This window comes from Curtobacterium sp. AC268 (genome assembly GCF_979258745.1).
In genome coordinates, this window is sequence record NZ_OZ409878.1 from 2,281,331 (window position 1) to 2,304,764 (window position 23,434).

Genomic DNA, 23,434 nt, shown 5'->3' on the forward strand with positions numbered 1-23,434 from the left:
TGCGGCCGGAATCCGTGTCAGTATCACCGCCATGCTGGACGCACAGAGCACGGCGACGGCGGACACCGACACCCGGGTCGTGCGGAACTTCGTCGGGGGTGCCTCGGTCGAGTCGACCGCCGACTCCACGTTCGACCTGGTCGACCCGACCGACGAGCACGTCTACGGCACGTCCCCGGTGTCCACCCCCGCCGACGTCGACGCCGCCTTCGGTGCGGCCGCGACCGCGTTCGAGACCTGGCGCCGCACCACCCCCGGCGAACGGCAGCTCGCCCTGTTCCGGATCGCCGACGCGATGGAGCAGCGGGCGTCGGAGTTCGCCGACCTCGAGTCGCTCGACACCGGGAAGCCCCGCGCCTCCCTGGTCGAGGACGAGATCCTGCTCTCCGTCGACCAGATCCGCTTCTTCGCCGGAGCCGCCAGGAACCTCGAGGGCCGGAGCGCGGGCGAGTACCTGGCCGACCACACCTCGTTCGTCCGGCGCGAGCCCATCGGTGTCGTCGCCCAGGTCACCCCGTGGAACTACCCGCTCAACATGGCGGTGTGGAAGGTCGCGCCGGCGCTCGCCGCGGGGAACACCACCGTGCTCAAGCCGAGCGACACGACACCCCTGTCGACCCTGCTGCTCGCCGAGGTCGCCGCCGAGTTCCTGCCGCCGGGGGTCCTGAACGTCGTGGTGGGGGACCGCACCACCGGCGCCGCGATGGTCGACCACCCCACCCCGCAGCTCGTGTCCATCACCGGGTCCGTCCGTGCCGGCATGGAAGTCGCCCGCGCCGCCGCCGGTGACCTCAAGCGCACGCACCTGGAGCTCGGCGGCAAGGCACCCGTGATCGTGTTCGACGACGCGGACATCCCCTCGGCGGTGGCCGGAATCGTCGCCGCCGGGTTCTTCAACGCCGGACAGGACTGCACCGCCGCCACCCGGCTGCTCGTGCAACAGGGCATCCACGACGAGTTCGTCGCAGCGCTCGCAGCAGAGGCACGCGTCAACGCGAGAACCGGGTCGGACGGTCACTACGGTCCCGTCAACAACGCGAACCAGCTCGCGCACGTGCAGTCGTTCCTGGACACGCTGCCCGACCACGCGACGATCGAGCTCGGCGGCGCACGACAGGGCGACCGCGGGTACTTCCACGAGGCCACGATCGTCGCCGGCCTGCGCCAGGACGACCGTGCCGTGCAGCAGGAGATCTTCGGCCCCGTGCAGACCGTGCAGCGGTTCTCGACGGAACAGCAGGCCCTGACGTGGGCGAACGGCGTCGAGTACGGCCTGGCGAGTTCGGTGTGGACGACCGACCACGCGCGTGCCATGCGCTTCGCCCGTGACCTGGACTTCGGCTGTGTGTGGATCAACACGCACATCCCGATCGTCGCCGAGATGCCGCACGGCGGGTTCAAGCACAGCGGGTACGGCAAGGACCTGTCCCAGTACGGCTTCGACGACTACACCCGCATCAAGCACGTCATGTCCTACATCGGCTGAGGCCGACCACCCCCTGGAGGCACCATGGCAATGACCGGAACGTTCGCCGAATCGGGAGCCGATCTCCGGCTCGACCAGATCACGAAGTCCTTCCCCGGCCACACCGCGGTGGACAGCCTCGACCTGACGGTGCCCGCCGGCTCGTTCTTCGCGTTGCTCGGCCCGTCGGGCTGCGGCAAGACGACGACCCTGCGGCTCGTCGCCGGGCTCGAGGAACCCACGAGCGGCACCATCACCATCGGCGGCCAGGACGTCACCGACACGAAGCCGTACCAACGGCCCGTCAACACGGTGTTCCAGAACTACGCGCTGTTCCCGCACATGAGCGTGCTCGACAACGTCGCGTTCGGGCTGAAGCGGCGCCGGATCCCGGACCCGATGACGAAGGCCACGGAAGCGCTGCGGCTCGTCGAGCTCGAGGGGGTCGGCGTCGAAGCGGCCCGCCCAGCTCTCCGGCGGCATGCAGCAGCGCGTCGCCCTGGCCCGCGCGATCGTGAACCGGCCGGCCCTGCTGCTGCTCGACGAGCCCCTCGGCGCCCTCGACCTGAAGCTCCGCCACCAGATGCAGCTCGAGCTGAAGACGATCCAGGCCGAGGTCGGGCTCACGTTCCTGCACGTCACCCACGACCAGGAAGAGGCGATGACGATGGCCGACACGGTCGCCGTCATGAACGGCGGCCGGATCGAGCAGATGGGCAGCCCGCAGGACCTGTACGAGCTGCCGCGCACGGCGTTCGTCGCGAACTTCCTCGGCCAGTCGAACCTGCTCGAGGGCGAGGTCCGCGGCACCGATGCCGGCCTGCTCGTCGTCGCCACCGCGGCCGGCTCCATCGCGGTGCCGGCCGACCGAGCCGTCGCCACCACCGGTCGCGTCGTCGTCGGCGTCCGGCCCGAGAAGCTCAAGATCCGCACCGCCGAACCGACCCCCGAGGCCGGACGGAACATCCTCGGCCCCGGTCGGGTCGTGGACGTCTCGTTCTCCGGCGTCAGCACCCAGTACCTGGTCGACGTGCCGGGCGCCGGTCGTGTCTCGGTGTTCGCGCAGAACTCGAAGGGCGGGCCGCGGATCGCGACCGGCACCGAGGTCTGGCTCACGTGGGGCGTCGACCACGGTTTCGGCCTGGAGGCGCACCCCGCGTCCGGCGCGACCGTCACCACCCAGGACGACCCGGGCCTCCAGGCCGTCCCCGCCACGGCAGGATCGCTCGCGTGACCGGCGCGGTGCCGGGTCCGGACCTGCTGCGCGGGCTGACGTCGGCCCGCGTCAGCCGACGCGGCCTGCTGGCCGGCGGCGGGGCCGCCGCGCTGGCCGCCCTGCTCACCGGCTGCAGCATCAAGGGCTCCGCCGCCGCCGGCGCCGAGGACACCGTCGACTGGGCGGCGTTCTGGAAGGACGCGAAGGCGACCGGCACGCTGAACTTCGCGAACTGGCCGCTGTACATCGACTCCGACCACGGCAAGTCCGAGTCCCTGGCGCTGTTCAAGCAGGAGACCGGCATCGCGGTCGACTACCAGGCGGTGATCCAGGACAACGCGACCTTCTACGCGACCGTCTCACCGATCCTGCGGGCGCACGGTGCGACCGGCTACGACCTCGTCGTCATGACGAACGGGTTCGAGCTGACCCAGATGATCAAGAACGGGTTCGTGTGCGAACTCGACCACTCGCGGCTGCCGAACTTCGCCGCGAACGCGTCGGACTCCGTCAAGGACCCCATCTACGACCCGGGCAACAAGCACTCCGTCGTCTGGCAGACCGGGTTCACCGGGCTCGCCTACAACCCGAAGTACACGGGGCGGAAGATCACCTCGCTCAAGGACCTGCAGGACCCGGCGTTCACGGGCCGCATCGGGCTGATGAGCGACAACACCGAACTCGGGTCGCTCGGACTGCTCGCGCTCGGCATCGACCCGGAGACCTCGACGCCCGCCGACTGGCGGAAGGCCCAGGCCTGGCTGCGCGAACTGCGACCGAGCGTCACCGGCTTCTACGACCAGAGCTACATCAACCGGTTGGAGAACGGCGACACCTGGATCACCCAGGCGTGGTCGGGCGACGTGTTCCAGGCGCAGCAGTCCGGGTTCCCCGACCTGGAGTTCGTCACGCCGGAAGAGGGGCAGATGACCTGGCACGACAACATGCTCATCCCACGGCAGGCCGCGAACCCGGTGTCGGCGCTGGAGTGGATGAACTTCTACTACACGCCGAAGGTCGCCGGGATCGTCGAGGACTGGGTCAACTACGTCTGCCCGGTGCCCGCGGCCGAGGACTACGTGCGGGACGAACTCGACGACGCCACCGTGGCGGACAGCCCGCTCGTGTTCCCCTCTGCGGACGTGCTGGAGCAGTCGCACGAGTTCCGGGTGTTCGAGAACTACGACGAGTACTCGGAGTGGAACGGCATCTTCAACGCGGTGGTGCAGTCGTGAGCGCGGTCGGAGTGGCGCCGGGGCTCGCTCCCGGTGGTTCCGCCGGCCCGGCGCCGGTGCGGCGGGGACGCCGTCGGAGCACACCGTTCTTCCTGGCGCTCGTCGGCACCGCGTACCTCTGCGTGTTCTTCGTCATCCCGCTGGTGTCCGGGCTGATCGTCTCGCTCATGACCGGCAACCCGGACGACGGCTACACGTTCACCTGGAACTTCGGGATCTACGGCTCGCTGTTCGTCGACCCGCAGGTGCCCTACCTGACGTTCCTGCTCCGGTCGCTCTGGTACGGAGCCGCCGCCACGATCGCCTGCATCGTCGTCGGGTACCCGGTGGCGTACTTCATCGCGTTCCGGGTGTCCCCGCGGTGGAAGAACCCGCTGCTCATGCTCGTGTTCATCAGCTTCCTGGTGTCGTTCATCATCCGGACCGACATGTGGGCGTTCGTGCTCGCGTCGCAGGGCCCGGTCGTCACGACGCTGCAGTCGCTCGGGCTGGCCGGCAAGGACTTCCACATCCTCGGCACCGGCGGCGCGGTGATCTTCGGCGACGCCTACAACGACCTGGCCTTCATGGTGCTGCCGATCTACGCCGCCCTCGAGCGCATCGACCCTCGACTCGGCGAGGCCGCGAACGACCTGTACGCCGGCAAGTTCCGGGCGTTCTGGCACACCACGCTGCCGCTGTCCCGCTCGGGCATCTTCGCCGGGGTGCTGCTCGTCTTCATCGACAGCGTCGGCGACCCGGTGAACTCGGCCCTGCTCGGCGGCACGAACACGTACACGATCGGTCAGGCGATCCAGGACGCCTACTCCGGCAACCAGCAGTACAACGTCGCCGCAGCCCTGTCGACCGTGCTCATGGTCGTGCTCGGCATCATCCTGTTCATCTACGCCCGCGTCTCCGGCACCGACGACCTCGAGGACCTCGTATGACCGCCGTCGCACCGTCCCGATCCGCCGCAGCTCCGGCCTCGCCCGTGACCGGTTCCGTCGCCGGCCGTCCGCGTCGCCACGGCGTGAACCGTCGGGGGCCCTGGCTCGCCATCGTGTACTGGGTGACGATCGCGATCACCCTGGTGCCGATCGTCTACATGGTCGTGTACTCGTTCAACGACGCCCCCACCAACCGGCTGTCGTTCGCCTGGAACGGTTTCACGACCTACTGGTACGCGAACCTGGTGAACGTGTCCGGGCTCGGGGCGGCGTTCGTCACCTCGGTGCTCGTCGCGTTCCTGGCCGCCATCATCTCCGTCGCGATCGGGCTGCCCCTCGCGCTGGCGCTGGAGCGGTACCGGTTCCCGGGTCGCGGTGTCGTGAACACCGTCGTGTTCGCGGACATCGCGGCGCCCTCGATCGTCGTCGGTTCCGCGTCGCTCTCGTTCTTCCTGTCGGTGGGGCTCGGCACCGGGTTCCTGACCGTGCTCATCACGCACGTGGCGTTCGACGTCGCCTACGTGGTCGTGGTGCTGCGGGCCCGGATCGCGGGGACCTCGCGGGCGCTCGAAGAGGCCGCGGGTGACCTCGGGGCGACGCCGTTCCAGGCCTTCCGGCTCGTCACCCTGCCGCTGCTGGCACCGGGCATGCTCGCCGCCGGGCTGCTGGCGCTGGCGATGTCGATCGACGACTACGTGATCACCTCGTTCGTCGCCGGGCCCGCGGTGACCTTCCCGCTGTTCGTCTACGGCGCCGCGAAGGCTGGGATGCCGCCGCAGGTGCTGTGCTTCGGGACGCTGGTGTTCGCGGTGGGGCTGCTCGTCGCGCTGCTGAACGGGGCGCTCAACCGGCGGCTGGCGCGCACGCGGGGGTAGGCGCCGGCACGCACGGTGCGGAGTGCGCGGGCTGGTGCGGGGTTGGCGCGGGTCGCACGGTGCGGCGTGCGCGCGCTGGCACGGGGTTGGCGCGGGTCGCACGGTGCGGCGTGCGCGCGCTGGCACCGGCACGGTGTCGCGTGCGTCGGCTGGTGCGGGGTTGGCCGCAGGGTGCGTGCTTGTAGCGGCGCACGGTGCGTGGAACTTCGCACGGGGTGAAGAGGTGCGCACGGTGCGGACGGGAGGCGCGTGGCGGGGCTGGCGCCGTGCCTCCCGACTGCGGGTGGTGCGTCCACAGCACGGTGCGGCTTTCGCGGGCCGGTGCGCGATCGGCGCGGGTTGCACGGTGCGAGGTGCGTGGGCTGGTGCGGGGTTGCGCGCGTGGTGCGCGCTTGTAACCGGGCACGGAGCGTGGAACCTCGCACGGGGTGGCGCGGGTCGCACGGTGCGGGCGGGAGTTCAGCGCTCGTGACGCTCGGTGGACGGGAGTGTTACGGGCACGAGTCGGGCGGTGTGCCGCGGTGCGCGCCACAGGGCACACGCGTAGGTTCCAGCCATGAGTGCAGAGCTGACGCTCGGCGCCGAGGAAGAGCTGCACCTCATCGACCTCGAGTCCGGCCGACTTTCCGCGAAGGCCCCGCGCCTTCTGCCCAAACTGCCCACCGACCGCTTCGGCGCCGAGCTGCAGCGCACGACGATCGAGACGAACACCCCGGTGGTGCGGACCCTCGACGACCTGCGGCGGGTGATCGTCGACCTGCGCAGTGAACTCAGCGCCGCGATCGCCCCGGCCGGAGTCACCATCGCCGCCGTCGGCACCGCGCCGAGGTCGGAGTACGCCGACTTCGAGCTGAGCTCCGGCGGTCGGTACGGCCGGATGCAGGAGCAGTACCGGATGCTCGTCGACGAACAGCTCATCTGCGGCCTGCAGGTGCACGTCGGGGTGAGCGACCGCGACCTGGCGGTGCTGATCGCCCAGCGGGTGGCGCCGGTGCTCCCGGTGCTGCTCGCCCTGAGTGCGTCGAGTCCGTTCTGGAACGGGCAGGACACCGGGTACGCCTCGTTCCGGAGCATCATCTGGCAGCGGTGGCCGTCGGCCGGCAGCTTCGGTCCGGTCGAGGACGCCGCCGAGTACGACCGGGTGCTCGACGACCTGATCGCATCGGGCGTGATCGCCGACAAGAAGATGGCCTACTTCGATGTGCGGCCGTCGTCGCACGCACCGACGCTCGAACTCCGGGTCTGCGACGCGACCCCGGTGGTGGACGACGCCGTGCTCATCGCCGGACTCTTCCGCGCCGCCGTGCGCAAGGCCGAGAAGTCGGTCGTGTCCGGCGCCGAGTGGCACCCGCGCAGCGAACCCCTGCACCGTGCGGCGATGTGGCAGGCCGCCCGCTCCGGGTTGAGCGGGGAACTCGTCGGCCTGGGGCAGCACCCCGAACGGCTGCCCGCCGAGGTCGCGGTACGCCAGCTCGTGTCCCGCCTGCGCCCGGAGCTCGAGGAGCTCGGTGACTGGGGGACGGTGACGGAGCTGCTCGACGCGACCCTGGCCCGCGGCAACTCCACCGACCGGCAGCGCACCGCGTACGCCGAGCGCGGGGAGATCGACGACGTCGTCGCCCTGGTGGTGGAGGACACCGCGGGGCTCCCGTCCGGACGCGACGAGGACCCGGTGGTCCCGATCCACGGGTACCGCGTCCGCGCCGGCGACGAGGCGGTCGGCCCCGGTGCACGCCCTCGTCCGGCGTTCCGTGACCTGGCGGCGTTCTTCGACGGCTGGGACGCCGAGACCGCGATCGAGCGCTGCACCGCTCGCGACGTCTGGACCCGCGAGCACCACGTCGGCTTCGTGGTGGACGGCGGGGCGCAGGCGTTCGGCTGCGACCTGGTGCCCCGGACGATCAGCGCGTACGAGTGGTCACAGCTCGAGCGTGGCCTGGGGCAGCGTGCCCGCGCGATCGAGCTGTTCCTGCGTGACGCGTACGGCGACCGGCGGATCGTGGCCGACGGCGTGCTGGACGCGGACCACTTCGTCGGCGCGAAGGGCTGGGACCCGGACGCCACCCGGCTGCCGGCGACCGCCGTCCGTGCGCCGGTGCTCGGGTTCGACCTGGTGCGCAACGAGTTCGGCGGCTGGCGGGTGCTCGAGGACAACGTCCGCTCGCCCTCGGGCGTCGCGTACGGCATCGCCCTGCGCGAGCTGATGGACGACGTCGTGCCGGACGCCCCGCGGCCGGCGCACCTGCGCGACCCGCACGGCGTGACCGACCGGCTCCGCCGGACCCTCTGCGCGAACACCACTGCGGTGACCGGCGCGACGGACCCCGTGATCGCGCTGGTCAGCGACGGCCCCGCCGCCGGCGCGTGGTTCGAGCACCGCAGGCTGGCCGACGGGGCCGGGTTGCGCCTCCTGTCCGGGTCGGACCTGGACGTCCGTGACGGACGCGTGGTCGACGCGACGACGGGCGACGTGCTCGACGGGCTGTACCTGCGGATCGACCGCGACGTCAGTGCGCTGACCGCCGAGCACGCTCCCCACCTCGGGGCGCGGATCCTCGACGCGGCGGAGGCGGGACGCGTCTACCTGGCGAACGCGCCGGGCAACGCGCTGGTCGACGACAAGGCGATGTACGTCACCGTGCCGGACCTGATCTGGTACTACCTCGACGAGAAACCCCTGCTGGCATCGGTGCCGACGTACCGCACGAGCATCGAGGTCGAACGGCTGTCGGTCCTGGACCGCGTCGGGGAACTCGTGACGAAGCCGGTCGACGGCGAGGGCGGCCGCGGGGTCCTGATCGGACCGAGCGCGAGCGCGCCCGAGGTGGCCGAGCGACGGCGGGAGATCGCCGCGGACCCCGCCGGGTGGGTGGGGCAGGAGGTGGTGCAGCTGTCCTCGCACCCGACGATCGGACCCGCCGGTCTCGACCCGCGGCACGTGGACCTGCGGGCCTTCGTCTACGCGACGGGGACCGGACCGGACGACGTGCACCTGGCCGACGTCGCCCTGACGCGCGTCGCGCCCGAGGGCAGCATGGTCGTCAACTCGTCGCAGGGCGGCGGCGCGAAGGACACGTGGATCGTGGGGAACGCCCCGGCGGACATCGAACCCGCCCCGGCGGACACCGAACCCGCCCCGGCGGACACCGAGGGAGAGCGCTGATGTGTGGACTCGCGGGCGAGATCCGGTTCGACGGCCGAGCGCCGGACGTCGGGGCGGTCGCCCGGATGACCGGCTGCATGACGCACCGCGGCCCGGACGGCGACGGCCTGTGGGCTCGCGGCCCGGTCGCGCTCGGGCACCGACGGCTGTCCATCGTCGACCTGTCCACCGCGGGCGCGCAGCCGATGGTGCTGGCCGAGGCGGGGCTCACGATCGCCTACAACGGGATGGTCTACAACTACCGGCAGCTCCGCGACGAGCTGCACGGCAAGGGGCACCGGTTCGCGTCGACGTCGGACACCGAGGTCATCGCCCTGGCGTACGCCGAGTGGGGCACCGCGTTCGTCGACCACCTGATCGGGATGTTCGCCATCGCCATCTGGGAGCACGGCAGCGGCCGACTCGTGCTGGCGCGGGACCGGCTCGGCATCAAGCCGCTCTACGTCGCGCCCGTCCCCGGCGGGCTCCGGTTCGCGAGCTCCCTGCCGGCGATCCTGGCGGGCGACGCCGGCAACGGCGGCACGGGCGGCAGCGGCGGCACGAGCGCCGGCGGCGTCGACACGTCCATCGACCCCGTCGCCTTCGCGTCGTACATGAGCTTCCACTCGATCGTCCCCGCGCCCCGCACGATCCTGGCCGGCGTCGGCAAGCTCCCGCCCGCGACCGTCCGGGTGATCGAACCCGACGGCACCGCGCACGACACCGTCTACTGGGAGCCCCGCTTCGAGCGTGACCCCGCCCGGGCCGACTGGTCCGAGCGCGACTGGGAGCAGGCGTTCATCGGGTCGCTCCGCACCGCCGTCGAGCGCCGGATGGTCGCCGACGTCCCCGTCGGGGTGCTGCTCTCCGGCGGGATCGACTCGTCGCTCGTCGTGGGGCTGCTCGCCGAGGCCGGGCAGCAGGACCTCGCCACGTTCAGCATCGGGTTCGAGGCGGCGGGCGGCGAGTCCGGCGACGAGTTCGAGTACTCCGACCAGGTCGCCCGGCACTTCGGCACCGACCACCACCGCATCCACATCCCCTCGTCGCGGCTGCTCGACGGCATCGACGGTGCGGTCGCCGCCATGAGCGAGCCGATGGTCAGCCACGACTGCGTCGCCTTCTACCTGCTGTCGCAGGAGGTCTCGCAGCACGTCAAGGTGGTGCAGTCCGGCCAGGGCGCCGACGAGGTGCTCGCCGGCTACGACTGGTACCCGCCGCTCGCCGACGTGCCGCGCGACCAGGCCGCTGAGGCCTACCGCTCCGTGTTCATGGACCGCCGCTGGCCGGCGCTGCAGGGCATGCTCGGGGAGCGGTGGAAGAGCGACGACGACACCCCGTCGGCGTTCGTGGACCGCCAGTTCGCACGGCCGGGCGCGGAGAGCAGCGTCGACGCCGCGCTCCGCAGCGACACCACGATCATGCTCGTCGACGACCCGGTGAAGCGGGTCGACAACATGACGATGGCGTGGGGGCTCGAGGCCCGCGTGCCGTTCCTGGACCACGAGTTCGTCGAGCTCGCCGCCGCGATCCCGCCGTCGATGAAGCTCACCGACGGCGGCAAGGGCGTGATGAAGCGCGCCTCGCGCGGGATCGTGCCCGACGCCGTCATCGACCGCAGCAAGGGCTCATTCCCGGTCCCCGCCATCCGGCAGCTCGAGGGTCCGTACCTGGAGCGCGTCCGCGACGCGCTGCACGCACCCGAGGCGCGGGAGCGCGGGCTCTTCGACCCCGCCACCGTCGAGCGGATGCTGCAGGACCCGAACAGCACCAGGACCGCGATCGGCGCGAACGCGCTCTGGCAGCTCGGCCTGATCGAGATGTGGCTGCAGCAGCAGGGGGTGCGGTGACCGTGGGTTCCGTCCGGACTGGAGGCGCGCAGGGCGTCGCGTCGTCGGCCACCGTCGAGCCGTCGGTCACCACCAGGGCCGCGGCCGACCTGGGTGCGCGGCTCACCGCCGCCTGGGGGTCGTGGGGACCGACCATGACCCGGAACGCCCGGCGGGTGGCGTTCGTGAGCGACCGGCACGGCACCCCCGAGGTCTTCGTGCAGGACGTCGTCGTCGACGGCGAGCTGCCGGAACCGGTGCGGATCGCGCTCTCCGACGACCCCGTGATCCGGGTGTCGTGGTCGTCCGACGGGGAGTGGCTCGCCGTCGCCATCGCGACCGACGGCGGCGTGAAGCAACAGGTCTGGGTGGTGCGGCCGGACGGCTCCGACGCCGCGCAGATCGCCGGCTCGCGGTACCAGCACGCCGAACTCGGACCGTGGAGCCGCAGCGGCCACCGGGTCGTCATCACCCTGCCCTCGACCGAGCCCGAGCAGCCGGCCCGTGCGTACCTGGTCGACCCGGTCACCGGTGATCGCGACGACCTGGCCGTGGGGGAGCTCATCCACATCCTGGACCTGTCGGTGGAGGAACGGCTCGTCGTGCTGAGCGACGGCCAGCGCGGCCAGGAGTTCGTCGTGGTCGTCGACCGGCTGACCGACGAGAGCCACGCCCTGTTCGCCGACGACCCCGACGGGTCCGCCGAGATCGCGTTCCTGCGGCCCTCGCCCGCGAGCGAGACCAGCCCGCTCGTCGCCTACGTCGCCACCGAGGCCGGACTGCCCCGCCGCGGGCTCGTCGCGCAGCCGGTCGGGCCGCACGGCTGGCGCGGCACACCCCGGCGGATCGTCGAGCGCGACGACGCCGAACTCGAGTACCTGGACGCCGACGACGCCGGCCGCACCCTGCTGCTCGTCTGGAACGTCGACGGCCGCAGCGAACTCGACCTCATCAACACCCACGACGCCTCGCGCACCCCCGTGCCGGACCTGCCCGGGTACGTCGTCACCGATCCCGTGCTCAGCCGTGACGGCCGGAGCGTGCTGCTCGCCGTCGAGGGACCGACCCGGCCGCGCGAACTGTGGCGACTCGACACGAACGCGCTGACCTGGAGCCGGGTCACCGACGTGCCGGTGCTGCCCGACGTGCAGCTGGTCGAGCCGACGCTCGAGCGGTTCGCCGCCCGTGACGGACTGGAGCTGACCGGGTGGCTGTACCGGGCCGTGGAGCCGACCGCGTCGGGGGCGGGCGCCGACCCTGGTGCTGGTGCCGTGCCTCCCGGCCGCGCAGCGCTCGTCCACCTGCACGGCGGACCGGAGTCGCAAGAGCGACCCACGTTCTCGCCGCAGCACCAGGCGCTCGCCGCCGCCGGGGTGACCGTGTTCGCACCGAACATCCGTGGCTCCAGCGGGTACGGCCACGAGTTCGTGCACGCCGACGACCTGGCGCTGCGGTGGAACGCGCTCGCCGACGTCGTCGACTGCGCGCGGTTCCTGGTGACCAACGGGTACGCCGAGCGGTCCCGGGTCGCCGTCGAGGGGCGCTCGTACGGCGGGTACGCGACCCTCGCGTCGTTGGCGTTCACGCCCGACGTGTTCGCGGCCGGGGTCGCGGTGTGCGGGATGAGCGACTTCGCGACCTTCTACCGGGACACCGAACCGTGGATCGCGGCCGCTGCCGCCACGAAGTACGGCCACCCCGTCGAGGACGAAGCCCTGCTCGCGGCCCTGTCACCGATGCGCGCGATCGACGACGTCACGGCGCCGCTGCTCGTCGTGCACGGTGAGCTCGACACGAACGTGCCGATCGGTGAGGCGCACCAGGTCGTCGCGGCGTTGCGGGAGCGGGCGCACGACGTGGAGTACCTGGAGCTCGAGGGTGAGGGGCACGAGTACCGGCGGGCGTCGTCGCAGGCGCTGCTCGTGCGGCGGATGGTCGAGTTCGTGGCGGCGCGGCTGGGGTGAGACGGGGCGGGTCGTGGGCCCCTCGCACCGTGCGATCCGCAGCACGGCGTCACCGGGTGCAACGATGCGTCGGCGGCGCTCGCCGCGGGCGGAGAATGGTGGCATGACGACGACTGCGCCGACCTCGACCGCGCTGCCCCGACCCGGAGAGGTCCTCGTGGCCTCGGCAGCGGACGTCGAGCTGGTCGTGCACCGTGCCACGAACCAGTACGCCTCCGGGGTCGTCGCGGACACCGCCGGGTGGGCGGACGGCGATCGTCGGCGGATCGAGGACCTCGGGTTCCGTGGTGGTGATGCCCGCGGCGAAGCGCTCCGGACCCTCGACCTGACGATCGCCGACGACAGCACCCCGACGCGGATGCTCGACGCACCCGCGATGGCCGCGCTGAACAGCCACCACGCACGGTTCGCCGAGCGGCGCGGCGACGTCGTCCGCTACCAGACCGACGTGTCGGTGTGGACGGGGATCCCCGAGCGACCCACCGCGCAGGACTGGGAGGACGTCCGGGCGCTGCTCGGGTCGGGCGGGATGCTCGGCGTCGGTGCGGCTGCCGTCCTGCCCGTGGGGTGGGAGCTCGTCGAGGGTGCCGGCGGCGTGCAGCTCACCGGTGAGGCGATCGAGGGTGCACCGGACGACGAAGCCGTCGTGCTGACGCCCGACGACGTGCCGGAGATGACCGCCCTGGTGGAGCGGACGAAGCCAGGGCCGTTCCTGCCCCGCACGATCGAGCTCGGCACGTACCTGGGCATCCGGCGGGACGGGCGGCTCGTCGCCATGGCGGGGGAGCGGTTGCACCCGCCGGGGTGGACCGAGATCAGCGCGGTGTGCACGGACGAGGCGTACCGGGGGCAGGGGTTCGGGCGCCGGTTGGTGCTCGCCGTCGCGCTCGGGATCCGAGAGCGCGGGGAGACCCCGCTCATGCACGCGGCCGCGGGGAACACCGGGGCGATCGGGCTGTACCAGCACCTGGGGTTCCGACTGCGGGACCGTGGGGCGCCGCGCTTCGTGCGGGTGCCGTGAGCTGCGTCCGGGCCTGACGGGTCAGAACGCGGCGAGGGCGCGGCGGAGCATGTCGTGGCCCTGGGCCTCGAAGCCCTCGTCGCCGACCGCGTGGGCCCAGGTCGCGGTACCCACTGCTTCGCGGAGTTGCAGCCAGCGCCACGCGTCCGGAGTGCGCGGATCATCCCCGTACCCGGCGAAGAACGCCGCTTCGAGGGCGGGATCGTGCTGCCAGTGCAGCACCGCGAGGCGGGTGAGGTCGAAGGACGCGGGGCGCCAGCCGAAGCGGCCGAAGTCGATGACGCGCAGTCGGCCGCCGTCGGCGATCCAGTTGCGCGGGTGGAAGTCGCCGTGGGTCGGCACGAGGGCCTGCGTCGTGCGGTCGGTCGGGAGTTCGCCCAGTGCCGCTCGTGCGCTGGCGACGACTCCCGCGGGGATCCGGTGCGGGGTGTCGAGCGCGGCCAGCGCCTTCGCCTGCTCGTGCTGCAGGAACGTCGGGTCGTGGCGGGTGTCCTGGTCGTGCAGCCGTCGGAGCAGTGCGCCGGCCTGACGGTGGACGTCGGGGTCGTGCTCGTCCGGGGTCCCGAGGGCGAGGTGCCCGGGGACGCGTTCGAGCACGAGGACGCGGTGCTCCTCGTTCGCGGCGACGAGGGCACCGGTGTCCCCGCTCGCCCGGAGTGCGGCGGTGGCGGTGCGGTGCGCGTCGAGCTCGCGGGGGAAGTGGGTGTTGGTCGGGCCGGAGGCCTTCACGGTGAAGCCGTCGACGCCGGTGCGGACGTGCAGGACCCTCGTGTCGAGGAGCCCCCACGAGTCATCGGCCACGACGACGGCACCGGGAAGCGACTGCTGCACGAACGCGATCTGGTCGTCGTCGAGTCCGGCGTCTCCCCAGTGCATGGCGGCACGCTACCGTCCTGCTCCGCAGGGCGTGCGGCGCAGTGCCGTATCGGTTTCGTCCTGCAACTTTCGACCCCCCCGATCTGGGGGAGCGAGCGTGAGGGATGCTCCGTACCGTTCTGAGTGGTTGCACAGCGCCGTCATGGGGACTGCTGAGCTGGGGCAACCCTAGAGGGGTTCTTTTCGCGTGTTCGCTGCGTCGTGGTCCGGTCGTGTTCGTGGAGTGATGCTGGCAGTGGTGACGTTGGTCGCCTTGCTGGGTTCGTTGTTGGTGGTGGTGTCCCAGCCGGCACCGGCGCAGGCCGTGGTGACCGGGACGGGCGGGCAGTACGTGCCGATGCCCTCCAACGCCCGCGTGTTGGGTGGTGCGACCGAGAAGGGCGTGTTCCGCACGGTGAAGGTCGCGGGGGTCGCCGGACTGCCGTCGTCCGGGATCGGCGCGGTGACGATGATGGTCACGATCGCCGACCCGTCGGGGTCGGGGCAGCTGCAGATGCGCGCCGACGCTGCCGACACGACGACGCTGATGATGATCTACAACTCTGGAGTCGGCGGGAACACGTCGAACACGGGCCTGCTCGCGGTCGCGGATGACGGCACGATCCAGGTGCGGACCGAGACGGCGCAGTCGAAGGTGGTCATCGACGTCACCGGCTACTACACCTCGACGAAGAACGGTGTCTCTGCCGGTGGGTTCGTGGCGATGTCCCCCTCCCGTGTCCTGGACTCGCGTGGCGGGATCGGTGCCGCGCAGGGGCAGATCCCCGCAGGTTCGCAGCGCACCATCCAGGCGACCGGCTCGAACGGCATCCCCGCTGGTGCGGCGGCGGTCGCGGTCAACATCATCGTGATCAACCGCGAGGCCAAGGCCGGCTACGTCCGCCCGACGCCGACCGGTGAGACCCGCAGCACGGGTGTCCTGAACTACAACTCGGTCGCGGGCCAGTCGACCGCGATGAACGCACAGGTCGCGTTGAACGCCGACGGCAAGTTCAGCATCGACACCGCTGAGGACGGCGGCAAGATCGACCTCGTCGTCGACATCCAGGGGTACTTCCTCAAGTCGAACCCGGGTGGCGGCTTCACCCCGCTGAACGGCCGACTCATCGACACCCGCAACGGCTCGAGCATCGCGTCGGGCGCATCGTTCACGGTCCAGGTCGGCGGGGTCCAGGGGGCTCCGACGGTCGAGGGTGGCCTGTCTGCGGTGGCCGTCACGTTCACCGCGGTCAACGAGAGCGGCGCCGACTCGTACGCGAAGATGTGGGCCGACGGTGCGGCGGAGCCGGAGTCGTCGGCGATCAGCAGCGACCGGACCTCGAAGGTCACGAACACCGTCGTCGCGCCGGTCGGTGCGAACGGGAAGATCCGCATCAAGAACATGGGCACGGGGGCGATGAACTACCTCGTCGACCTGCAGGGCGCCTACAACTCGCTCCCCGGTGGCCCCGGCAAGACGAACCGGACCGGCCAGCGGACCTCGGCGACGACGCTGCCGTTCCCGATCACGGACCAGACCGACGCATCCGTCGACGTCGGCACGGGCAACCTGTTGGTCACCACGACGGCGATGAGCCTGCCGGGAGTGACCGAGAACACCACGATCGGCGCCGCGTACAACTCGCGCAGCACCACCGTCGGCGACGTCAACACCATGGACGCGAACCGGTGGCAGTACGCCCTCGCCGGCGCCGGGAACCTCACCGCGAACGCCGACGGAGTCATCTACACCGACGCCGTGGGGACGACGTGGCAGTTCCGGCCGTCGGGGGCGCAGGGTGCGTTCACCAGCCCGGCCGGTCTGCAGCAGACCCTGACCCGCGTCGACAACAGCACGACGCACGAGTACACGTTGAAGGGGTGGACGTCGAACTCGACGACGCACTTCAACCTGGCGGGCCAGCCCACCTCGATCGTGGACCGGAACAAGAACCAGATCAGCTTCAACTCCGACGAGCCGGGCTTCACCCTGAAGTCCCTCGTCTCGACCGCGGGTGTCTCCGGGGCGCGGACGGCGAACTCGTCGTACGCCAACGGTGTGCAGACGTTCTCGCAGACCAGCGGCTCGAGCTCGCGTTCGGTGTCGTGGACGAAGAACAGCACCGGCGACATCACCACGTACACGGACGCGCTCGGCAAGAAGACCACGTTCGGGTACACCAGCGGGGACCTCACCTCGATCACGGCGCCCACCGGCGGCGTGACGGCGTTCACGTACGACTCGTCCGACCGGGTCACGAAGGTCGAGCAGCGCAACACCACCGCCGGTTCCCCGGGGACCGCTGTGACGCGGTTCTCGTTCAAGGACGACACCACCACGCTGGTCGCCGACCCGCGGTCCGATCAGTCGGTCGCGGTGGCGGACACGAAGTACACCAACTACACCCTCGACGGGAACGACCTCGTCACGAACGTCGTCGACGCCGCGAAGCGGGAACAGTCCCGCTCCTACAAGTCGACGAACAACGGCGTCGAGAACTCGAGTGTCGGCGCGGGCGCAAGCGCGTCGACGTCGAAGAACACCTACGGGGCGAACAACGAGCAGTCCCTGACGCAGTCGGAGTCCGGCGCGGGCACGAAGAACTCGGCGACGTACGGTTCCGGATCGGCCGCGTACCTGCCGTCGAAGGTGACCGACAGTTCGGGTAACGAGACCAACTACGGCTACGACGGCCCCGGCAACCGAACGTCGACCGCCACGGGCGGCTCCGGTCCGGAGGCGGCGAAGGCAGAGCTCGAGTACAACAAGAAGGGCACCGACCCGTATGCGTGGGGTGCGGTGAAGTCCGCGACGGCTCCCGGCGACAGCGACCGTGACCGGAAGACGACGTATTCGTACGACACCCACGACCAGCTGCTGGCGATCACGGCGCCGGCGAACACGGTCGGGGAGCAGAAGTACTCCTACGACGACTTCGGCCGCGTGAAGAACCACACCGACGGTGACGGCGGCGTCACGACGTACACGTACGACAACGACGACCGTCTCCTGACGACCGCGTTCGATGACGGCACCGCAACGGTGACGAACACCTACGACGGCAACGGCAATCAGCTCACCGAGCAGTCCGCGACCGGCACCATCACCAACACCTACGACCAGCGGAACCGGCTCACCTCGACGGTGAACACCGCCGGCGGCAGCACCGTGTCCTACGGCTACGACCTCGCCGGCAACACGGCCAAGGTCACCGACGCCCACGGCACCGTCACGCACGACTACGACGTCGCCAATGTCCTGACCCGCACCACCTACCCGACCGCGAACGGCGGCACGGCGAAGCAGGTCTACAAGAATGACGACCACGGCCGCCGCACGGACACCTGGCTCGGCGCTGTCGAGAACTCGGATCCGACCAAGGACCCGACGTCGTGGCAGGCGCACCAGACGATCACCTACGGCGTGTCCGACCACGTCACCGGTGTTCGCGCCGTGGACGCCGACGACCCGTCCAAGTCCGTCGTGAGCCTGACGTACTGCTACATCACCGGTATCGACGCCGGGGGTGACTGCTCGGCGACGAAGAGCCCGAACGCCACGGACAGGATCCAGTGGGTCAAGGACAACATCACCCAGCAGACGACCACGTACACGTACGACTCGAACGGCCGCCTCACCAAGGCAGCGCAGGCCGGCGGTGCGAGGAACATCACGTGGGCGTACACGTACGACGCGGCCGGGAACCGGCTCACCGCCAAGCGCGGCGGCGATGTCACGTCGTCGCAGACGCTTACCTACAACACCGCCGGGCAGATCACGTCTGACGGGTATGCGTACGACGGTGTCGGCAACATGGTGAAGGCGCCCGGGCAGACGTTCACGTACAACGGCGCGCAGCAGATGACGTCCTCCACGAAGGACGGTGTCACCACCCGCTACGAGTACGCCGGCGGCGACATGAACAAGCTGCTCTCGCAGGTCACCGACGGAGGAGCCGAGTACGACTACACGTATGGCACGTCCGACTCCAACGGTGTCCCCGTGATCACCAGTCGCACCGTCGCCGGCACCGGAACCGCGTCTGTGATCAGCGACCCGGGTACGGGACAGCCGCTGGACCTGCAGACCACCGACGGCACCACGAGCATGTGGGTCATCGACGGCACCGGCAACCCTGTCGCCGCGATCGCTGACACTGGCAAGACCGCGTACACCGTCTCGTACGACCCGTACGGCGTCGAAACCGTCACCGTCGGCGGCGACAGCGCGCAGTGGCAGCAGAACCCCTACGGCTTCAAGAGCGGCCTCCGCTCGAGCAGCACCGAAAACGGGCTCACCAAGTTCGGGTACCGGTGGCAGTCCAGCACCACGGGAGCGTGGATCGAACGTGACACCCTCGACGCACCCCTCGACCCAACCAATGCAAATCGCTACGCGTTCGCGGCCGGGGATCCCATCAATCACTCTGACCCGACGGGTCAGTACGACTTGTGGCAAGCTACGGTGACAGGTGCGGCAAGTGGAATCGGTTCTGCGGCTGGCGGATGCCTTGCGGGAGGAGCGGTCGGAACGCTGGCCGGCGGAGTCGGCGCTCTCCCTGGTTGCGGTCTAGGAGCCGCTACAGGGCTGGTTTCAGGGTTCGTGGGCGGATTCGTGACAAATTCACTTCTGCAGCTGACAGGAATGGCATAGCGTGGACCGCTTCAGACTGGTACGCCTTGCGCGTATTTTAGGGGCAATTATTTTCCCCCTTTGGTTGACTGTTTACCTTGTCATCGCAATCGGGGATGCAACAGCTCCGGCTGCTCTTGTGATCGGTATTGCGAATCTGTTTGTCGGCCTACTCGTTGGGTGGCTGTGGACCTGGTCTCCCGGGAAAAAGAATAGGGATCTACCTTAACCAAGCCCCCGGAGGTCTGTTCCTTGAGCGGGTGCAAGCCGTGGGCGTCCCAAGAGAGCGTCACCGATTCTTGCGATGGTTCCGGGTGCGTCGCCTAACTGGCGAGGCATCGGTAGTACAACGGTTCGCCCTAATCTCGGTTCCCGGGGCTGTGGCCGCTCTATCCGGCGCCTGGGACCTCTTGTATCGCGAGGTCGGAGCGGGGTGGAAGTAGGAGACGCTTGTGACAAGGACGGATGTCCAACTGGCGCGGGGTGAGCCCGGGGCAACTTCGCAGATGGGGATGCCCGGTGGCGGCGCTGGGTGACGCGGGGCCCGCGCACCAAGCCCGAGTCGTGGATTCTCTAGGATCGACCCATGTCCACGACCATGCCCGGCTTCGGGACGGAGCGCATCACGCAGCTCGGCCTGCGCGACCGCGTCTACGACCGGGTGCTCGAGGTCCTGATGGGCCACGACGTCGAACCGGGCATGCGACTGTCGATCGACGGGCTCGCCCGGACCCTCGGCGTCTCCCCGACCCCGGTGCGCGAAGCCCTGGTGCAACTCGAACGCACCGGCCTCGTCACCCGTGAAGCGAACAAGGGGTACCGGGTCTCCCCGCCCCTGGCCGGCGACCAGCTCGAGGCCCTGTTCGACGCCCGGCTCATCGTGGAGAGCGGCGCCGTCGAGCTCGCGGCCCGCGGTGACGTCGACGGCCTGCGCGAGCGACTGGCGGCAGCGCTCGACGAGCAGGCGGCGGTGGCCGCCGAGGTCGCGTCCGTCGGTGCTGCGCACGCTCCGGAAGAACTGATGGCCCGCTTCTTCCGCAGCGACTGGCAGTTCCACCAGCTGATCTTCGACGCGACACGGAACCCGTTCCTCGAGGAGATGTCCGAGATCATCACGACGCGCGTGCACCGCATGCGGCAGATCGTCGAGGGTGGCGGGGACGACACGGATCGTGCGGTCCAGGAACACCGGGCCATCCTGGAGGCGCTGGCTGCGGACCCGACGTCGGCCGTCGCTGCGATGCGGCTCCACATCGACGCCGTCCGGTTGCGTTCGCGCGCGGACGCGTCCCACACGAGCTGAGGCGGAGGGGTTGCGTTCCGGCGTCGTGCGAGTATCTTTCCTATAGGAAAGAGGTTCGCCGTCGAACCGCCACGACATGCAAGGGAGCATTCCGTGACCACTCCACAGGACTGGGTCGACCAGGATTGGGACCCCACCACCTGGACGTCGGAGACCTGGCCGATCGCCGCCTGCCTGCACGGGTTCGCGCAGGTCACCCGCGACGGGACGGCCTTCCACGACGCCCCCGCCGAGGTGTGGGACGAGGTGTTCGGGCAGATCGAGGCCGTCGGCTTCTCGCTCGCCGAACTCGCCGACAGCCACATCCGCCCCGCTGACCTCGAAGCCTCGCGCCGCGACGAGCTGTTCGCCGTCGCGAAGTCGCACGGCATCGGGATCCCGTCGGTGCACCTGCAGCGCAAGAGCGTCATCCAGCCCGGACACGAGGAGGAGAACCTGGCCTACGCCCACCGCACCATCGACGCGGCGGCCGAGTGGGGCATGCAGGTCTTCTCGACCGGGCTGCACCAGCCGTTCACCGACGCCCAGAAGCGCGCGCTGTGGTTCTGGACGGCGCCGGGCCCGAAGGACCCGGACGACCCCGAGGTCTGGAACGCCGCGGTCAAGCGACTGCGGGAGCTCGGCGAGCACGCTGCGAGCGTCGGGCTGCCGATGGCGCTCGAGCTGTACGAGGACACGTACCTCGGCACCGCCGACAGCGCGGTCCGCCTGGTCGAGGAGATCGGACTCGACAACGTCGGGCTGAACGCGGACGTCGCGAACCTCATCCGGCTGCACCGTCCGGTCGAGGACTGGCGGGAGCTCTTCGCGAAGACGATGCCGCACACGAACTACCTGCACGTGAAGAACTACACGCGTGACGAGGCCGGCGACGGCAGCTGGGCGACGAGTGCGCCGAGCACCATGGAGACAGGCCTCATCAACTACCGCCAGGTCCTGCGCGACGCCGTCGCCGACGGGTTCCGCGGGATCGTCATGACCGAGCAGTACGGCGGGGACAGCCTCGGCGTCTGCGCCACCAACCAGCAGTACATCCGATCCGTCCTCGCGACGACGAAGCTCGACGCGACGGCGACCCCGACTGCAGCAACCAGCACCGAAGGAGCAATCCGATGAGCACCCTCGACATCGCCGTCGTCGGGTCCGGCTACATGGGCGGCGGGATCGCCCAGGTCCTCGCCCTCGCCGGCCACACCGTCCGGATCGCCGACGTCTCGGCCGAGATCGCCCAGCAGAACCTGGAGCGGCTGCTCACCGAGACCGCACAGTTCGTCGCCGACGGGCTGTTCCCCGAGGACGCCGTCGAACGGGTCCGCGCACACCTGAGCGCCGCAGAGTCGATCGAGGCCGCCGTCGCCGACGCGGACTTCATCGAGGAGGCCGTGCCGGAGAAGCTCGAGATCAAGCACGCGACGCTCCGCCGCATCAGCGAGGCCGCCCGCCCCGACGCCGTGATCGGCTCGAACACCTCGACGATCCTGATCGAGTCGCTGGCCGAGGCGGTCGTGGGCCCGGAGCGGTTCCTCGGCGTGCACTTCTCGAACCCGGCACCGTTCATCCCCGGCGTCGAGCTCATCCCGCACCCGACCACGAACGAGCACGCGGTCGAGGTCGGCGAGACCGTCGTCGCCGCGACCGGCAAGCAGTCGGCACGGGTGAAGGACTCGACCGGGTTCGTCCTGAACCGCCTGCAGTACGCGCTGTTCGAGGAGGCCACGAAGATCGCCGACGAAGGCATCGCGAGCCCCGACGACATCGACACCATCGTGCGGACCACGTTCGGGTTCCGCCTGCCGTTCTTCGGCCCGTTCGCGATCGCTGACATGGCAGGGCTCGACGTCTACGCGTTCTGCTTCGAGTCGCTGCAGACCCGCTGGCCCGAGCGCTTCGCCACCCCGCCGTCGCTGCAGCAGCACGTGGACGCCGGTGAGCTCGGCACGAAGTCCGGCGCCGGGTACCTCGAGGTCCCCGCCGACCGCACGCCCGAGCTCGTCGCCTACCGGAACAAGGCGTACGTCGCGATGCAGAAGCTCCTCGACGAGCTCGGCCCGGCACCGATCCACTGAGGCGGGAGGGACACCATGAGCGACCAGAACCAGTCAGCCGGCCAGCACCAGGACCGCACCGTCGTCCTCACCGGTGCCGCCTCACCGCGGGGCATCGGCCGCGCCACCGCCCACCACCTGGCCGAGGCCGGGTGGGACGTCGGGATCATCGACCTCGACCAGACGGCGAGCGAGCAGGTCGCCGCCGAGATCCGTGAGCAGCACGGCGTGCGGGCCGTCGGCGTCGGTGCGAACGTCGCCGACGAGTCCGCCGTCCGTGCGGCCTTCGACACGATCGAGGCCGAACTCCGGCCGATCACCGCACTCGTGAACCTGGCCGGGGTGTCGTCCGCGCACGCCTACCTCGACCTGCCCGAGGGGGAGTGGCACCGGGTGCTGTCGATCAACCTCGACGGCGTGCACTTCGCCAGCCTGCGGGCGGCGGAGTCGATGGTGCGGTCCGGCTACGGGCGCATCGTGAACCTGTCGTCGGTCTCCGCCCAGCGTGGCGGCGGCACCTTCAGCAAGACCCCGTACACGGTGGCGAAGGCCGGCGTGATCGGCCTGACCCGCGGCCTGGCGCGCGAGCTCGGCCCGCGCGGCGTCACCGTCAACGCGATCGCCCCCGGTCCGATCGACACCGACATCATGGGCGGCACCCTCTCCGAGGAACGGAAGGCCGAGATGGCCGCCGACGGCGTGCTGCCGCGCATCGGCACCCCGCGGGACATCGCCGCCGCGATCGCCTACCTGATCAGCGAGGACGCCGGGTTCGTCACGGGCCAGACGCTCAACGTCGACGGCGGCCTGTACATGCACTAGGGCCAGCCGCCCACGGAACGCGCGCCGACCGTGCGACGCGATCCGTGCCTCCCGTCCGGACGACCGAACCGACCGCCGGACGCCAGAACGACCGCACCGT

Annotated in this window: 14 protein-coding genes and 1 pseudogene; 14 read left to right on the plus strand and 1 reads right to left on the minus strand. The window is 70.4% G+C overall.

All coding sequences use genetic code 11. The features are described 5' to 3' along the window. Positions 1 to 31 precede the first annotated feature (31 nt). From ACZZ9K_RS10875 to ACZZ9K_RS10915, 9 genes and pseudogenes are all read left to right on the plus strand, one after another. On the plus strand, positions 32 to 1,486 hold the full coding sequence (locus tag ACZZ9K_RS10875) for a gamma-aminobutyraldehyde dehydrogenase (protein ID WP_463444032.1): 1,455 nt from the start codon (positions 32 to 34) through the stop codon (positions 1,484 to 1,486). A gap of 24 nt (positions 1,487 to 1,510) precedes the next feature. Further along, positions 1,511 to 2,699: pseudogene (locus ACZZ9K_RS10880) on the plus strand (ABC transporter ATP-binding protein). Beyond that, a complete protein-coding gene (locus ACZZ9K_RS10885) occupies positions 2,696 to 3,916 on the plus strand; it encodes an ABC transporter substrate-binding protein (protein ID WP_071248717.1) in 1,221 nt (406 codons plus the stop codon). Before ACZZ9K_RS10880 ends, ACZZ9K_RS10885 begins: the two are co-directional and overlap by 4 nt. Next, the gene (locus ACZZ9K_RS10890) at positions 3,913 to 4,845 is read left to right on the plus strand and encodes an ABC transporter permease (protein ID WP_138802218.1); all 933 of its coding nucleotides are present in this window, start codon (positions 3,913 to 3,915) and stop codon (positions 4,843 to 4,845) included. The genes ACZZ9K_RS10885 and ACZZ9K_RS10890 overlap by 4 nt, the downstream gene beginning before the upstream one ends. After that, positions 4,842 to 5,720: an ABC transporter permease gene (locus ACZZ9K_RS10895; protein WP_138802219.1), complete on the plus strand. Its 879-nt coding sequence runs from the start codon at positions 4,842 to 4,844 to the stop codon at positions 5,718 to 5,720. Before ACZZ9K_RS10890 ends, ACZZ9K_RS10895 begins: the two co-directional genes overlap by 4 nt. Before the next feature lie 556 nt (positions 5,721 to 6,276). After that, the gene (locus ACZZ9K_RS10900) at positions 6,277 to 8,883 is read left to right on the plus strand and encodes a glutamate--cysteine ligase (RefSeq protein ID WP_463444033.1); all 2,607 of its coding nucleotides are present in this window, start codon (positions 6,277 to 6,279) and stop codon (positions 8,881 to 8,883) included. After that, entirely contained in the window at positions 8,883 to 10,712 is a 1,830-nt protein-coding gene (locus ACZZ9K_RS10905; RefSeq protein WP_463444034.1) for an N-acetylglutaminylglutamine amidotransferase, read from the plus strand. Before ACZZ9K_RS10900 ends, ACZZ9K_RS10905 begins: the two co-directional genes overlap by 1 nt. Then, a complete protein-coding gene (locus tag ACZZ9K_RS10910) occupies positions 10,709 to 12,655 on the plus strand; it encodes a S9 family peptidase (protein WP_463444035.1) in 1,947 nt (648 codons plus the stop codon). The genes ACZZ9K_RS10905 and ACZZ9K_RS10910 overlap by 4 nt, the downstream gene beginning before the upstream one ends. Before the next feature lie 103 nt (positions 12,656 to 12,758). Continuing rightward, positions 12,759 to 13,676 carry a GNAT family N-acetyltransferase gene (locus ACZZ9K_RS10915; protein ID WP_463444036.1) on the plus strand — a complete coding sequence of 306 codons (918 nt, stop codon included), beginning with the start codon at positions 12,759 to 12,761 and terminating at the stop codon, positions 13,674 to 13,676. A gap of 21 nt (positions 13,677 to 13,697) precedes the next feature. Here ACZZ9K_RS10915 and ACZZ9K_RS10920 read toward each other — a convergent pair whose 3' ends face one another. After that, positions 13,698 to 14,552 carry a phosphotransferase gene (locus ACZZ9K_RS10920; protein WP_463444037.1) on the minus strand — a complete coding sequence of 285 codons (855 nt, stop codon included), beginning with the start codon at positions 14,550 to 14,552 and terminating at the stop codon, positions 13,698 to 13,700. Between the two features lie 238 nt (positions 14,553 to 14,790). On the opposite strand from ACZZ9K_RS10920, the gene ACZZ9K_RS10925 reads away from it, so the two are divergent. The 5 genes from ACZZ9K_RS10925 to ACZZ9K_RS10945 all read left to right on the plus strand — a co-directional run bounded on the left by ACZZ9K_RS10925 (position 14,791) and on the right by ACZZ9K_RS10945 (position 23,334). Next, positions 14,791 to 19,185 carry a beta strand repeat-containing protein gene (locus ACZZ9K_RS10925; RefSeq protein ID WP_463444038.1) on the plus strand — a complete coding sequence of 1,465 codons (4,395 nt, stop codon included), beginning with the start codon at positions 14,791 to 14,793 and terminating at the stop codon, positions 19,183 to 19,185. A 565-nt stretch (positions 19,186 to 19,750) separates the two neighbouring features. Beyond that, a complete protein-coding gene (locus tag ACZZ9K_RS10930; protein ID WP_463444039.1) occupies positions 19,751 to 20,467 on the plus strand; it encodes a GntR family transcriptional regulator in 717 nt (238 codons plus the stop codon). A 93-nt stretch (positions 20,468 to 20,560) separates the two neighbouring features. Beyond that, a complete protein-coding gene (locus ACZZ9K_RS10935; protein WP_463444040.1) occupies positions 20,561 to 21,583 on the plus strand; it encodes a sugar phosphate isomerase/epimerase family protein in 1,023 nt (340 codons plus the stop codon). Beyond that, on the plus strand, positions 21,580 to 22,533 hold the full coding sequence (locus ACZZ9K_RS10940; RefSeq protein ID WP_110863646.1) for a 3-hydroxyacyl-CoA dehydrogenase family protein: 954 nt from the start codon (positions 21,580 to 21,582) through the stop codon (positions 22,531 to 22,533). The genes ACZZ9K_RS10935 and ACZZ9K_RS10940 overlap by 4 nt, the downstream gene beginning before the upstream one ends. A 15-nt stretch (positions 22,534 to 22,548) precedes the next feature. Continuing rightward, positions 22,549 to 23,334 carry an SDR family NAD(P)-dependent oxidoreductase gene (locus tag ACZZ9K_RS10945; protein WP_463444041.1) on the plus strand — a complete coding sequence of 262 codons (786 nt, stop codon included), beginning with the start codon at positions 22,549 to 22,551 and terminating at the stop codon, positions 23,332 to 23,334. Positions 23,335 to 23,434: the final 100 nt, after the last annotated feature.